The sequence below is a fragment of the Shewanella aegiceratis genome (assembly GCF_019457495.1).
GTDB lineage: Bacteria > Pseudomonadota > Gammaproteobacteria > Enterobacterales > Shewanellaceae > Shewanella > Shewanella loihica.
Window position 1 is genome coordinate 2,502,028 of record NZ_CP080416.1, and the last position, 14,133, is coordinate 2,516,160.

Sequence of the window (14,133 nt, forward strand, 5' to 3'; positions counted from 1 at the left end):
CAACGGGTGGTTTCCTATATAACTAGGCCGATTTGGCTTCGTCACGCAACTCGCGGCGTAAGATCTTGCCCACGTTGCTCTTAGGTAGCTCATCCCTGAATTCTACCAGCTTAGGAATTTTATATCCCGTCAAATGATGACGACAATGCTTGATCACCTGCTCTTCGGTCAAAGATTTGTCTTTTGGTACCACAAATACCTTCACCAACTCGCCGCTCACCTCATGGGGAACGCCGACTGCGGCCACTTCCAGCACCTTAGGATGCAGGGCAACCACCTCTTCCACCTCGTTGGGGAAGACGTTAAAGCCAGAGACCAAGATCATATCCTTCTTGCGATCCACGATAAAGAAGAAGCCTTGCTCATCCATGTAACCGATATCGCCGGTGGCCAGGTAGCCATCCTTATCGATCACCTTGGCCGTCTCTTCCGGGCGCTGCCAATAGCCTTTCATCACCTGAGGGCCCTTGGCAAAGAGCTCGCCGGTCTCGCCCTGAGGCAGCACATTGCCCTCTTCGTCGCGCACCTGCATGTCGGTATTGGCGACCGGGAAACCAATAGAGCCGTTGTAGCCCTCCAGGTTATAGGGGCAACAGGTCAGCAGCGGCGATGCTTCGGTCAGGCCGTAACCTTCCAGCAGACGTGTCTTGGTGATCCCCTGCCACTTATCGGCCACGGCGCGCTGCACCGCCATACCGCCACCGATAGAGAGCTTAAGGTTGGAGAAATCCAAGGTCTTAAACTCTTCCGAGCTCACCAGAGCATTAAACAAGGTGTTCACCCCGGTAAGTGCCGTGAATGGATGCTTCTTCAACTCAGACACGAAGGCCGGGATATCCCTTGGGTTAGTGATCAGCAGGTTGTTCGCGCCTTTATGGAGGAACAAGAGGCAGTTCACCGTCAGGGCGAAGATGTGATACAGCGGCAGTGCGGTAACCACAAACTCCTTACCATCGGCGAGCAGCGGCGAATAGGCCGCGTCGGCCTGCAGCAGGTTGCTGACGATATTACCATGGGTCAACATAGCGCCCTTAGACACACCGGTTGTACCGCCTGTGTATTGCAAGAAGGCGATATCGTCCCCCTTGATAGTCGGCTTCACATACTGCAGGCGGCGTCCCTTAGAGAGCGACTGACGCATAGAGATGGCATGTGGCAGATGATACTTAGGCACCATCTTCTTGATGTACTTCACCACAAAGTTCACCAGGGTGCGCTTAGGCGCGCTGAGCAAGTCGCCAAGACCGGTTAAGATCACGCTCTTCACCGGCGTCTGATCCACCACCTGCTCCAGAGTATTGGCAAAGTTAGATACCACGACGATCGCCTTGGCACCCGAGTCGTTGAGCTGATGCTTCAACTCTCTTGGGGTATACAGAGGGTTCACGTTGACCACCACCATACCGGCACGCAATATGCCAAACAGGGCGATGGGATACTGCAGCAGGTTAGGCATCATGATCGCCACGCGATCGCCCTTCTGCAGCTTGAGTTCGTTTTGCAGATAAGCCGCAAAGGCACGGCTGCGCTCTTCGAGTTTTCGATAGGTCAGCGTCGCGCCCATGTTCACAAAGGCGGGCTGATCGGCATACTTGGCTACCGAGCTTTCAAACAGGTCGATCAGCGAGCTGTATTGCTTTGCATCGATAATAGCGGGCACATCATGGGGTAAATTTTTCGTCCAAAGCTGTTCCACGAGTCTCTCCTAAATCCCCAGGCAGAGTTAGGTGAATGAGGTCATTCACTTAAGGTTTCAAAAACAGAAACTAAACACTGACTTATAAATATTGTAGGTAACACCCAAAAAATCATACGGGCGTTTTAATTTTGAACATCATCACACAATTAGAGTAAAAATCCTAGTGTAATTTTACCATCCCTCCCCGAGGGGCTGTCACGCTAAAAATGCCTTAATTGCCGCAGCCACCTCCAGGCTATTGCCCATATGGAGATGATGGTCACCTTCGAGGGTCACCTGAGTGAGATCTTGATACCAAGAAGCGGCGGTTTCGCATAGCTCATCGCCAGCCGTGTCATGGGCTTCAGACACCTTTTCTGTCTGGTGATAGCCCATCAGGGGATAACCCTCTTTGCCTCTAATGACCAGCACCCTGCCAGCGTGGCCCTGCATCAGGCCGCTGACATGGTCAAAATCGAGCCGCATGGGGGAATCTAACTTGAGTCTGGGGTCGCTACGCCAGTAGTAGTGACCGTCTGTTAGCTGCAGGTTGCGCTCGAGGATTAGCCTACACCAGGGCATATCCAGCCCGGTGAGTTTATGCCTTGCCCTGACGGCGGCATCCAGCACCACAGGTTTGGGGGTCTGCTGACTCATGGCGGCCCGCTGATGGGCATCGAAGCTGCGCCTGAGCCTTAACTTGCTCTTAGCGGGCGCCTCAAACAGGGGCGCGAGCGCCTCGATAACGATCCAATGCTTAGCCTTCTCGGCAAAGGCGGCGCTGTAGGCCGAGGCCACTATGCCGCCCAGCGAGTGACCTATCACGCCATGCAGGGGCTGATGACGCACTATGGCATCGATAAGCAGCTCGAGATCATAGAGGTAGTCTATCCAGTGCAGCGGATAGCCACCGGGCCTGTGCTGTGACGCGCCATGACCGGGCCAATCGATCGCCAGCAGTCGATACTCGCTTAGGTGCTCCGCCAAGGGCGCAAAGCTGTTGGCATTATCCAGCCAACCGTGAAGCGCCAATAGCAGGGGCTTATCCGCCTCCCCCCACAGCCGACCAGAGAGACGAATATGGGGCAGTGAAAGCATCACTTCATTGCCATCAATTGAGGGCTGACACAGAGGGGCTAGCGGATCGCTCATGGTTAAGACTTCTTCACAAATTTAAGCGTCATGCGGTCGCTCTCGCCGATGGCAAGATATTTGGCTTTATCCTGATCGCCCAGACGCAGGCTCGGCGGCAGAGTCCAGACGCCCTTAGGATGATCTTTGCTGTCCTTAGGGTTAGCATTGACCTCACTGCTGGCCACCAGGGTAAAGCCGACTTTCTCGGCAAGCGCGATCATCTCATCCTGCACCATGTAGCCTGTGCTCAGATCCATGCCAGGGTTTGCCCTGTGCTCCACCACGCCAAAGGTACCACCAGGCTTTAACACCTTGTAGGCCGAGTCGAACACCTGCTCCAATACTCCGGACTTGGCCCAGTTGTGCAGATTTCTGAAGGTCAGCACCACATCTGCGCTGTTAGGTGCGCCGAGTTCCGCAAGCCTTGGGGGATCGAAACTGATACTCGACGCCTGACCTAAGGTATCGCCATGATCCTTGAGCCACTTGTCCAGCGCCTTACCCAGGCGAATACGATAGCCCGGCACCTCTAGGCCCTCTGGCGGGTTGGCATCGAAATTCGCGGCGATATAGTGACCCTCTTTCGCCAAGTATGGGGCGAGGATCTCGGCGTACCAGCCACCGCCCGGCCAGAGTTCCACCAGGGTATCGCTTGGCTTAACGCCGAAGAAGCTCAGGGTCTCACCCGGGTGACGATACTGATCACGCTCCATGTTTGCCGCTTGTCTCAGTGGATTGGTGAGCGCATCTGTGACCTGCTGATTGACCAGGTGTGTCTCGTTAGCCTGGGCATAGTTTGGGCTGACCAGGCTAGGCGCCGCCACGCCTATGGCTAATGCCAGTGAGGCCGCTAAGGTTAAACTTTTCATATTCTCTCCCTAGATATTAGATAAGGCTAAAACACCTAAGCTATCAGGCTAATAACGAAAATTAAACTAGATATACAGTCGGTTACACTTTTTGCGCGCTCAGCTGATTGGCACTATCGACCCGGCGCCAGCAGAGCCAGAGCATGGTTAAACTGGTGAGCAGCCAGATGCCTACCCAGATCCAGGCCGGGATCCAGGTCTGCTCCGCCAGCATGGCCGCATCGCCGCGCCCCGGCATGCCCAGCAGCACGGTCGGGCTGGCTAGCGCGTTCAACATCACCATCAGCGCCATCACCCTGAGGGCAAAGGTCAGCAGTGGACTATGACTGAGTTTTAACGGCAGCAGAAACAGCAAGGCGAGGATCAGCAAGATGGCGACGGTGAGCAGATCCCGCCCCCAGAGCACGATACTCAGCAGTACCACCAGCCCGAGACAGCTAAAACTCACGCGGATCCCCCTGGCCCAGGTGGCCAAATGAAAGATGAGTAGCCCCCAGAGCGCGGCGCCGAAATAGCCGGCAAAGCCAATCAGCACAGGCCAGCCCCCCTGGCTCACGCACAGACCGGCGCCATTGGGATAGAGCTCGATATGACTCACTATCCCGCCGCTAATCAGGGTCGCCAGGGCGTGAGACGCCTCGTGAAAATAACTCTCCAGCCACTTGAAGGGCACGCTCAGATAGGGAATGCGGGTGACGACTAAAGCCAGCAGTAACTCGACCATGAAGAGGCTGCGAGATGGCATACCAGAGCGAGAAGAGGGAGAATCGATAGAAAAAGCCATACTGAAGAACCCGTCCTATAGGTTGTTGATGCCTTAATGGCCGGCAATTTAGACACGCTGGCGCTACGCCGAAACATCTTCCTTTATTGAAGACTAAACATATCCCTGTTTACGAGACTAAACATGAACCTAGACATAGGTGTCTATGCCCACCATCTGGGAGATGGCATCGCGCTGGGCGGCGTGTTGGTGCAGCAGATATTGGCCTATGGCGCCGCGACTGCCGCCAGTTTGTTGATCGTATTCAAGCTTGGCGCTGAGCCGCTCTTCGAGGGATTCCTGCTTGCGCTCGACCAACTGAGTAGCGTCGCTATTTGCATCGCTAGTGGCACTAGCATTTGCCGCAACTTGGATCTCGTCTCTAGCAGGTACGGCCGGCCCCACTGGCGTCACATCGATAACATTGGTCCGCAGATCCTGCTGTGGGGCGATAGCATCGCTAATGGCAGAGGCGCCAGAAGAGAGCCCAGGTATCAGGTTAGATGACGAAACTTGCATCAAAGTAATTTCCCCTTCTCTCCTAACAGTCTGGTTACGCGATTATGCTTCAAGCCTACACCAAATTACTCGCGACCGGGCAGTTTTTTCCAGGTCACGGTATCACGCAGGTACACAGGCTTTAGCTGATCCACATCGGTCGCCTGCCCCGCCTTCACCGCGGCTTCTGCCAGCGGCAACATAAAGCGCGCGAGTGGGAATTTGGCTTCCTCGACCAGGCTCATCTGCTCGGTCAATAGCGCCGGATAGGCATCGAAGCCTGTGCCACAGGCGGCAAGGGGCGTATCAAAAGCCAGCTGGCTCGACAACTCCTCTGGCGCACAGACCCGCTCTTCCCCAACCAGGCTGGCCAAGCCATCTACAGACAGGTACTCGCCGTAGTAAATCTCACCCATGCGCGCATCGATGGCGGTCGCTACTTGAGTCGCGCCCTTTATCTCGATAGCCGCCTGGGCCATGGCCGCCAGGGTTGAGATCCCCACCACGGGAAGATCTTGGCCTAAAGCCAGCCCCTGGGTCATAGAGGTGCAGATACGGATTCCGGTGAAGCTGCCTGGCCCGCGGCCATAGGCGATCACATCCACCTTACTCAGCTCGATCCCCGCCTCCTGCAGTACCTCCTGCACCATGGGCAGCAGGCGTTGGCTGTGTTCCCGCGGCGCGTCGGCCTCACGGGCAAACACCTGTCCCTGATATTGCAGGGCGACCGAACAAAACTCTGTGCAGGTGTCCAGGGCGAGTAAACTTAATGGGGCTGAGAAATCTTTATTTTCCGGCATGCAAAAACGAACCAAATCTGTCGCGATATCATGGCATTGCGCTGCTAATCGAACTGCGCAAACCCCTCATCGCCAAAACCATAGGATGAATGGCGCCGATTATAACGTAAAACCCGCTTAGGTATAGCCTTAATTGCCCGCTCCATAGCGGTCAACCTAGGTATTTTAGCGACTAGACGTCACTTGCCCTTTGGCCCTATAGCCCCTTGAGTTGATATCGACGCCAGGGCAAAAAATCCGTTTTCTCTTTGAGATAAACCCGATAGGATAGGCTCACGCTTATCGGCTTCTTAGCTTAAATTGGCACTTAAATCTGCACGAAAGCTAATGACCTAATACAAAATCAAATACAGAAAGCTAGCACAGACACTCAACCCAAGGATCTAGAGTCGCACTCAGATGTAGGCTAATGACGTAATGAGTCAATCAAGAGCACAGTCCCAACCTCTGTCACAATCGCCATCCCACTCCTCCCAGGCCGTGATGATGGCACTAGGCTCGGCCATTTTAATGGGCACAATCGGCGCACTGGCGCGCACCGCCAACCTCGATGCCAGTATCATCACCTTCTATCGCCTGCTGATCGGCGCCGCCTGCCTCATCGCCTACATGCTTGCCACAGGCAAGGCCCGGCAGATCTTCCATCGTCCAGGGAAACGCCATCTGTTTAATGGTGCTATGCTCGCCGGTTTCATGGTGTTTTACGTGCAATCCATAGGTTACATCAACATGGCCAATGCGGTGATGCTGATCTATCTCGCCCCCCTGGTCAGTGCCATTGGCGCTCACTTCCTCTTCCATGAGCGGCTTAGGCGCCAGGACCTGCTGGCCATAGGCATCGCCCTTATTGGCGTCGTAGCCATCTTGCCGAGCCTTGAGAGCCTCACGGGCAGCACGGCCGAACTCAAGGGCTATGGCTTTGCCCTGCTGGCTCTCTTGAGCTACAGCGGTTTCATGTTAATCAATCGCCGCCCCGCAAGTGCCAGCCCCTACCAGAGCACGCTTATTCAACTGAGTTTCGGCGCCCTCTGCCTGCTGCCTTTCGCCCTGCATCAAGCCGTGCTCCCCAGCTTAACCCAGTGGTTCTGGCTGGCGCTGATCGGCGTGTTTCCCGGCTTTCTGGCGATCTTATTCGCGGTCAAGGCGCTACGGGTGTTGCCCGCGGCCACCTTCGGCACCTTGGCCTATATCGAACCTGTGACAGTGGTGATCCTCGGCTGGAGCCTGTTTGCCGAGCACCTCACCCCGATACAATTAATGGGCTGTGGCCTTATCATCTGCGCCGGACTGATACAGACGCGCAAACGGCGCCGGGCCCCTAATCCCCAATAGAAGGAGTTGTCGATGAGTGCAAAGATCCCAAGAATCGTGATAGTGGGCGGCGGTGCCGGCGGACTCGGCCTGGCCACCCAACTGGGACACAAGCTAGGCAAGAAGCAGCGGGCCGAGATCCTACTGATAGACAAGAACCGCACTCATATCTGGAAACCCTTGCTCCATGAGGTCGCCACAGGTTCACTCGACGCCGACCTCGACGGCGTGGTCTACTCCGCTCATGCGGTTAAACATGGCTACCAGTTTCAATTGGGGGAACTCACCGGGCTGGACCTTCAAGGCAAACGGCTGCAGCTTGGCGCCATCAGCAACGATAAGGGCGAGGCGCTACTGCCCGCCAGAGAACTTGAGTACGACACCTTAGTGCTGGCCGTTGGCAGCGTCAGCAACGACTTTGGCACCCCGGGCGTGAAGGAGCACTGCTTCTTTCTCGACTCCCACCACCAGGCGAGCCGTTTTCACAACGCCCTGCTCGACAGCTTCACCCGCATGCATCAATCTGAGGAGCAGCAAAAGCTCAATATTGCCATCGTCGGCGGCGGCGCGACTGGGGTGGAACTCTCAGCCGAACTCTACCATGTGACCGATCTGCTCAAGAGTTATGGCCTGAGCAAGATGACCGCCGACAGGCTGAGTATCACACTGATCGAGGCGGGCCCGCGCATCCTACCCGCCCTGCCCGAGCGTATCGCCGCCTCGGCCACCCGTGAGCTGATTAAACTGGGCGTATCGGTACGTCAGAGCACCCGCATCGAAGAGGCGAGCTCTAAGGGCTTTGTCACTGCAGACGGCGAGTTGATCGCCGCCAACCTGATGCTGTGGGCGGCCGGGGTCAAGGCGCCAGATTTTATCAAGCAGATAGAGGGACTTAACCTCAACCGCGCCAATCAGATCCTGGTGCGTCCTACCCTGCAGGCCCAGGGGCACGACGATCTCTATGTGATCGGCGATTGCTGCGCCTGCGAGCAGGCCGATGGCAGCTTCGTTCCGCCCAGGGCGCAGTCGGCGCACCAGATGGCCCAGTGTGTCGAGCACAATATTCTCAACGAGCTCAGAGGCCTAGGTCTCACCGAGTATGAGTATGTGGATCACGGCTCCCTGGTCAATCTGTCACGCTTTAGTACCGTGGGCAGCCTGATGGGTAACCTCACTAAAGACAGCATGTTTGTCGAGGGAAAGATCGCCCGCTTCATGTATATCTCCCTCTACCGCATGCACCAAAAAGCAATTCACGGCCTGGCCAAGACCATCGCCCTCTGGTTGGTGGAGAAGATGATGCGAGTGGTGCGCCCACGGATGAAGCTGCACTAAGCAGGCTTAACGCTAGTCTATGGATTGCAGGAAACGCACCGCCCTGTCGAGATCCCGGGTGCGATGCATGGGCGGCAGCGAGTTGATAAAGGCCTGACCATAGGGGCGATTGACGATGCGATTGTCGCACAGGATCAACACGCCCCTGTCTTTCTCATCGCGAATCAGGCGGCCGACACCCTGGTTAAGCGCTATCACCGCCTGGGGAAGTGACAGGGTCATGAAGGGATCTTTGCCCTCACGCTGCACCCCGTCGGCCCTGGCCTTGTAGAGGTTATCGTCCGGCGAGACGAAGGGCAGCTTGTCGATGATGACGCAGCTCAACAGCTTACCGCGTACATCCACCCCCTCCCAGAAGGCGCCCGTGCCCAGCAGCACGGCGTTGCCCAGCTGTCGATACTTCTTCAAAAGCGTCTGCTTGCCCGCCTGTCCCTGCACCAGGAGCGGATAATCGACCCGTCCCTGTAACATCACCGCCACCAGATTGAGCATGCGATGGCTAGTAAACAACATGAAGGTGCGGCCCTTGGCGGCGTTTATCGCCTTCACCGCCACCTCCACCAGTTGCCTGGCGGCGCGCTCCTGGCTGGTGACCGACGCCAGATGGCGCGGCACACAGAACAGAGATTGGCGCCGATAGTCGAAGGGACTGTCCAATATACTCGTGTTGGCCTTCTCCAGCCCCATCGCCTTGGTAAACAGCGACAGGTCGCGATTGATCTGCAAGGTAGCCGAGGTAAAGATCCAGCTGACATCCGGGCTAAACAGCGACTGACACTCCTTGGCCACCTTGATGGGCGAGATCCTCAAGGTCAGGTGCTGATAACCATAGTCTATGCTGTAGGCGCTATCAGGGTTATCGCATTGAATAAACACGGTTAACTTGCTGAGCAGCCCATCGATTTTTTCGACGCCGTCGTCGAACGCCTCATTGCGACCAAGGTAACCCAGCAACATGGTGCGATAGGCGGTCAGCTCGGAGACCAGCGACCAAGCCGCCTCCATCAGTGCCTTATCGCCGATAAGCCTTCGCCAGTCACGCTCCTCGCTGGCAAACAGCAGTCCCTGCCAATGGATCAGCTGAGTATGGCAGCGGGCCGTCATAGCGCCAATCTGCGGCGAATCGGCCATCTGAGTACGATAGAGTTCGTTAAAACGTTCCAGCAGGCGGATGAGGCTCTTGATGCTGAGCTGCTGGCCGAAATAGGTCACGGCGATATCTGGCAGCAGATGCGCCTCATCGAAGATCACCACGTCGCTGTCGGGGAGCAGCTCGGCAAATCCCGTCTCTTTTAGGATGCGATCGGCGAAAAACAGGTGATGGTTGACCACTATGATCTTGGCATCGAGTGCCTTGGCGCGGGCCTTGCGGGTAAAGCAGGCCTCATAGTGATCGCAGGCCTTACCTATGCAGGACTCTTTACTGCTGACCACCAGCGGGATCGCCGGGGAGTTTTCCGGCACGGCGTAGAGACTGCCGATGTCGCCATCCACCGTCTGGCTGGCCCACTGATCGATTCGCAGCAGGTCGTCGAGGATCTTGCCATCGTTCACCTCGACACCGCTGAGCTGCTTCTCCATCAGGTATTGGCACAGGTAGTTACTGCGCCCCTTAAGCAGAGCCACTTTTGGCCTGATCCCTAAGATGTTGAGCAGTGCGGGTAGATCTTTGAAAAACAACTGCTCCTGCAGGTTCTTACTGCCGGTGCTGACAATGATTTGCTTACCGCTGAGTAGTGCCGGCACCAGATAGGCGTAGGTCTTGCCCACGCCCGTGCCCGCCTCGACCACCAGGTTGTCGCCCTTTTGCAGGGTCTCACTCACCCGAGTCGCCATCGTCTGCTGCTGAACGCGACAGCTATAGCCCTTGATATGACGGCTTAAGCTGCCATCTGGGGCGAATACCTGCTGTACATCTTGGGTCAGTCGTTTATTCAATGAATGGCTGATGATAGTTAATGTTTAAAATGACATGCTGGCATTATGCGGATTTTCTTACCCAGTACAAGCCACAAAGCACCCGCGATAAATAAACAGGAAATCATTGAGATCCAATGGGGATATTGCAGTGTTAGTTGAATAATTTTCAATCGACCCAAATTAGCGCTTGCATACACCGAAAAACTTGATTAGTTTAAATACAACTTAGGGCAGACACTGCCCATTGATACGCACTAAGCGAGAGAAGACAGAACATGACACAGCGTTTGAATACTATCCATCATCACCATCATATGCGGTAGCCTTCGGATGCTTACTGCCGGAGGACTATTTCCTTCTGGCGGTTGATTCAAAAGCGATCTAAGACCCCTGGAAGGAATTCCGGGGGTTTTTAGTTTTTAGCTTAAGATTTTGTTTTAAAACGATTTAAACAATTTTACTGAATCAACAAATGAGGAAACATCCTATGTCAGAGTCAAACCGATTACGTATCGCCATTCAAAAGTCCGGCCGCCTGTCCAAGGAATCCCAGAAGCTGCTCAAGAGCTGCGGCATCAAGTTTAACGTTAACGAACAACGCCTCATCGCCCACTCTGACAACATGCCTATCGACCTTTTACGGGTCCGTGACGACGACATTCCCGGCCTGGTGATGGACGGCGTGGTCGACCTTGGCATCATAGGCGAGAACGTCCTCGAAGAGGAGCAGATCGAGCGTCAAACCCTGGATAAGCCGAGCGAGTGCATCAAGCTGCGCCAACTGGATTTCGGCGCCTGTCGCCTGTCGCTGGCGGTGCCTACCGAATTTCGCTATCAAGACGCCAGCTCGCTCGAGGGGCTGCGTATCGCCACCTCCTACCCTAACCTGCTACGTCGCTACATGCAGGAGAAAGGCATTAGCTATCGCGACTGTATGCTCAAGGGCTCGGTAGAGGTGGCCCCCCGTGCTGGCCTGGCCGACGGTATCTGCGATCTGGTCTCAACTGGCGCCACGTTAGAGGCCAACGGCCTGTACGAGACTGAGGTGATCTACCGCTCCATGGCCTGCATCATCCAATCGACCCAGGAGCAGAGCGAGGCTAAACAGGCACTGATCGATAAGATCCTTTCCCGCGTCAACGGTGTGGTGCGCGCCAAGGAGAGCAAATATATCCTGCTACACGCCCCGACCGAAACACTGGATCAGATCGTCGCCCTACTGCCAGGCGCCGAGAACCCGACCGTACTGCCGCTCAACGATGACACCAATCGTGTGGCAATCCACGCAGTCAGCAGCGAAGATCTCTTCTGGGATACCATGGAGGCCCTGACCCAGCTGGGTGCCAGCTCCATCCTGGTGATGCCAATCGAAAAGATGATGGGATAACGCCATGACGACAAACACCATGACATCCACACAGATGCAGCGCCTCGACTGGCAGGCGCTCGATGACCAGGCAAGACGGGAGGCGCTGTCGCGCTCGCCCCTGATTGGCGATGCCAACCTTGAGCAGCAGGTCAAGGCGATCATCGACCAGGTGGCCAGCCAGGGCGACGCGGCACTAAAAGCCTTCTCACAAAAATTCGATAAGGTAGAACTCGACGCCCTGCGCCTTAGCGATGCGGCGATAGCAGCCGCCAGCGAGCGAGTCACGCCCGAGATCAAGGCAGCTATCGAGCAGGCCAAACAGAACATTGAGACCTTTCACCAGGCCCAGGCCTTCAAGGGGATCGACCTTGAGACCCAAGCCGGAGTACGCTGCGAGCTGCGATGCGAGCCAATCGAAAAGGTGGGCCTCTATATTCCCGGTGGCAGTGCGCCGCTCATCTCTACCGTGCTCATGTTAGCCCTGCCGGCCAAGATAGCCGGTTGTGAGCAGCGGGTGTTGGTCAGCCCGCCACCGATCGACGATGCTATCGTCTACGCTGCCAAGGCCTGTTGCATCACAGATATCTATCAGATAGGCGGCGCCCAGGCGATCGCCGCCCTGGCCCTGGGCACTGAATCTGTGCCTGCGGTTGACAAGATCTTCGGTCCAGGCAACCGCTATGTCACCGAGGCCAAGCGCTTAGTTGCCCAGGACAGCCGCTGCGTGGTCAGCATAGACATGCCCGCCGGCCCCTCAGAGGTGCTTGTGATCGCTGATGGCGATGCCAACCCCGACTTCATCGCCGCCGATCTCCTCTCTCAAGCCGAGCACGGCCCCGACTCTCAGGTGATGCTGGTCACCGACAGCCAAACCTTGGCAGACGCGGTCAACCAGAGCCTTGGCGAGCAACTGGCAAGACTGCCCAGGGCCGAGATCGCCATGCAGGCCCTGAGCGCCAGTCGCACCCTGATTGTTGCGGATATGGCCCAGGCCGCCGAGGTCTCTAACCGCTATGGCCCTGAGCACCTGATCATTCAGACCCGCGCGCCCCGTGAACTGCTGAGTAAAATCCGCGCCGCCGGCTCGGTATTTCTTGGCGCCTACACACCTGAGTCAGTTGGCGATTACGCCAGCGGCACCAATCACGTGTTGCCAACCTATGGCTATAGCCGCGCCGTCTCCAGCCTGTCTCTGGCCGACTTTAGCCGCCGCTTCACCGTGCAGGAGCTGAGCGCCCAGGGGCTACAGAGACTGGGCGAGTGCGTGATGACCCTGGCCAGCGCCGAGCAGCTCGATGCCCACAGAAATGCCGTCGCCGTGCGCCTTGCCACGCTTACGGGCGAGGAGAAATAAGATGAGTGTAGAAGCTAAGATGAATGTTAACGCGACATCGCTCGCCGAGCGTCTCGCCAGACCCGAGCTCCTGACTCTGGAGCCCTATCAGTCGGCGCGGCGCATCGGTGGCGAGGGGCAAATTTGGATCAATGCCAACGAGTCGCCCTTTAACAACAGTGACCTGGATGGCCTCAACCGCTACCCTGAGTGCCAGCCGCCCAAGCTTATTACGCGTTACGCCGAGTATGCGGGCGTAAGCAATCAACAGGTGCTTACCAGTCGCGGCGCCGATGAAGCCATAGAGCTGCTTATCCGCACCTTCTGTATCCCGGGGCGGGACAGCATTGCCTGCTTCGGCCCCACCTACGGCATGTACGCCATCAGCGCTAAGACCTTCAACGTCGGCGTCAAGGCGCTGCGCCTGGATGATGAGTATCAGCTGCCACAAGCACTTTGCAGTCAGGTCGGCGATTCCAAGCTGGTGTTTATCTGCAATCCCAATAACCCAACCGGCACGGTGATCGCCCCGGCCACCATAGAGGCGGTAATCCGCAGCCTGCCAGATACCTTGGTCGTGGTGGATGAAGCCTATATCGAGTTTTGCCCAGACTACAGCGTGGCAAGCCTGCTGGATAAGTACGACAACCTGGTGGTGCTGCGCACCCTGTCCAAGGCCTTCGCCCTAGCCGGTGCCCGCTGCGGCTTCATGCTGGCAAACCCTGAGGTCATCGAGATGGTGATGCGGGTGATCGCCCCCTATCCCGTACCGCTACCGGTCGCCAAGCTGGCCATAGATGCGCTAAGTAAGGAAGGGATAGCCCGAATGCAGACCCAGGTCGCTCAGCTCAAGGCCAATGGCCAACGACTCGCCGATGCCCTACGGGAAGCTGGCGCCAGAGTGCTGCCCGCCTATGGCAACTTCGTGCTGGCCTATTTCGACCAGGCAAATGAGATAAAAATCGGTGAGATGCAGGCACGTCTCAAACAGTCGGGTGTGGTCGCCAGGGCCTACAAAGACCCGGCCCTTGCCGATGCGATACGCTTTAGCTTTGCCAGCGACGACCAGACAGAGACGCTGCTTGCCATACTCAAGGCCTAATGGCAAAACGAAGTAAATCCG

Annotated in this window: 12 protein-coding genes and 1 other annotated feature; of the genes, 5 read left to right on the plus strand and 7 right to left on the minus strand. The window is 56.5% G+C overall.

All coding sequences use genetic code 11. The features are described from left to right. Nucleotides 1-22: 22 nt before the first annotated feature. The 6 genes from fadD to tsaB form a co-directional block, all read right to left on the minus strand. Nucleotides 23-1,696: a long-chain-fatty-acid--CoA ligase FadD gene (fadD, locus tag K0H80_RS11150; protein WP_220071610.1), complete on the minus strand. Its 1,674-nt coding sequence runs from the start codon at nt 1,694-1,696 to the stop codon at nt 23-25. 198 nt (nt 1,697-1,894) lie between these two features. Then, nucleotides 1,895-2,830, minus strand: coding sequence for an alpha/beta fold hydrolase (locus K0H80_RS11155; RefSeq protein ID WP_258406080.1), 936 nt, complete (start codon nt 2,828-2,830; stop codon nt 1,895-1,897). A gap of 2 nt (nt 2,831-2,832) precedes the next feature. Further along, nucleotides 2,833-3,681 carry a class I SAM-dependent methyltransferase gene (locus tag K0H80_RS11160; RefSeq protein ID WP_220071611.1) on the minus strand — a complete coding sequence of 283 codons (849 nt, stop codon included), beginning with the start codon at nt 3,679-3,681 and terminating at the stop codon, nt 2,833-2,835. A gap of 82 nt (nt 3,682-3,763) precedes the next feature. Then, the gene (locus tag K0H80_RS11165) at nt 3,764-4,465 is read right to left on the minus strand and encodes a M50 family metallopeptidase (protein ID WP_220071612.1); all 702 of its coding nucleotides are present in this window, start codon (nt 4,463-4,465) and stop codon (nt 3,764-3,766) included. A gap of 129 nt (nt 4,466-4,594) precedes the next feature. Then, a complete protein-coding gene (locus tag K0H80_RS11170) occupies nt 4,595-4,963 on the minus strand; it encodes a hypothetical protein (RefSeq protein WP_220071613.1) in 369 nt (122 codons plus the stop codon). 65 nt (nt 4,964-5,028) lie between these two features. Further along, on the minus strand, nt 5,029-5,742 hold the full coding sequence (tsaB, locus tag K0H80_RS11175) for a tRNA (adenosine(37)-N6)-threonylcarbamoyltransferase complex dimerization subunit type 1 TsaB (protein ID WP_220071614.1): 714 nt from the start codon (nt 5,740-5,742) through the stop codon (nt 5,029-5,031). Between the two features lie 417 nt (nt 5,743-6,159). On the opposite strand from tsaB, the gene K0H80_RS11180 reads away from it, so the two are divergent. Continuing rightward, entirely contained in the window at nt 6,160-7,074 is a 915-nt protein-coding gene (locus K0H80_RS11180) for a DMT family transporter (protein ID WP_220071615.1), read from the plus strand. 12 nt (nt 7,075-7,086) lie between these two features. Continuing rightward, nucleotides 7,087-8,388 (plus strand): NAD(P)/FAD-dependent oxidoreductase, encoded by a 1,302-nt coding sequence (locus K0H80_RS11185; protein ID WP_220071616.1) that lies wholly within the window; start codon nt 7,087-7,089, stop codon nt 8,386-8,388. A 12-nt stretch (nt 8,389-8,400) separates the two neighbouring features. On the opposite strand, the gene yoaA is transcribed toward K0H80_RS11185, so the two are convergent. After that, nucleotides 8,401-10,326 carry a DNA repair helicase YoaA gene (gene yoaA / locus K0H80_RS11190; protein WP_220071617.1) on the minus strand — a complete coding sequence of 642 codons (1,926 nt, stop codon included), beginning with the start codon at nt 10,324-10,326 and terminating at the stop codon, nt 8,401-8,403. A 280-nt stretch (nt 10,327-10,606) separates the two neighbouring features. Continuing rightward, nucleotides 10,607-10,727, plus strand: a sequence feature (His leader region). 68 nt (nt 10,728-10,795) lie between these two features. Between yoaA and hisG the strand changes: the two genes are divergently transcribed. The 3 genes from hisG to hisC are packed head-to-tail and all read left to right on the plus strand — an operon-like array spanning nt 10,796 to nt 14,112. Further along, nucleotides 10,796-11,695 carry an ATP phosphoribosyltransferase gene (gene hisG / locus K0H80_RS11195; protein ID WP_011865995.1) on the plus strand — a complete coding sequence of 300 codons (900 nt, stop codon included), beginning with the start codon at nt 10,796-10,798 and terminating at the stop codon, nt 11,693-11,695. A gap of 34 nt (nt 11,696-11,729) precedes the next feature. Further along, nucleotides 11,730-13,031, plus strand: a complete 1,302-nt coding sequence (gene hisD, locus K0H80_RS11200) for a histidinol dehydrogenase (protein ID WP_220073967.1) — start codon at nt 11,730-11,732, stop codon at nt 13,029-13,031. 1 nt (nt 13,032) lies between these two features. Continuing rightward, a complete protein-coding gene (hisC, locus tag K0H80_RS11205) occupies nt 13,033-14,112 on the plus strand; it encodes a histidinol-phosphate transaminase (protein ID WP_220071618.1) in 1,080 nt (359 codons plus the stop codon). Nucleotides 14,113-14,133: the final 21 nt, after the last annotated feature.

What these genes read in the sequence shown, in the direction of transcription:
- K0H80_RS11165 (WP_220071612.1), bottom strand. Translation starts at nt 4,465, where the DNA reads ATGGCTTTTTCTATCGATTCTCCCTCTTCTCGCTCTGGTATGCCATCT.
- K0H80_RS11185 (WP_220071616.1), top strand. Translation starts at nt 7,087, where the DNA reads ATGAGTGCAAAGATCCCAAGAATCGTGATAGTGGGCGGCGGTGCCGGC.
- K0H80_RS11170 (WP_220071613.1), bottom strand. Translation starts at nt 4,963, where the DNA reads ATGCAAGTTTCGTCATCTAACCTGATACCTGGGCTCTCTTCTGGCGCC.
- K0H80_RS11160 (WP_220071611.1), bottom strand. Translation starts at nt 3,681, where the DNA reads ATGAAAAGTTTAACCTTAGCGGCCTCACTGGCATTAGCCATAGGCGTG.
- tsaB (WP_220071614.1), bottom strand. Translation starts at nt 5,742, where the DNA reads ATGCCGGAAAATAAAGATTTCTCAGCCCCATTAAGTTTACTCGCCCTG.
- hisD (WP_220073967.1), top strand. Translation starts at nt 11,730, where the DNA reads ATGCAGCGCCTCGACTGGCAGGCGCTCGATGACCAGGCAAGACGGGAG.
- hisC (WP_220071618.1), top strand. Translation starts at nt 13,033, where the DNA reads ATGAGTGTAGAAGCTAAGATGAATGTTAACGCGACATCGCTCGCCGAG.
- hisG (WP_011865995.1), top strand. Translation starts at nt 10,796, where the DNA reads ATGTCAGAGTCAAACCGATTACGTATCGCCATTCAAAAGTCCGGCCGC.
- K0H80_RS11155 (WP_258406080.1), bottom strand. Translation starts at nt 2,830, where the DNA reads ATGAGCGATCCGCTAGCCCCTCTGTGTCAGCCCTCAATTGATGGCAAT.
- K0H80_RS11180 (WP_220071615.1), top strand. Translation starts at nt 6,160, where the DNA reads ATGAGTCAATCAAGAGCACAGTCCCAACCTCTGTCACAATCGCCATCC.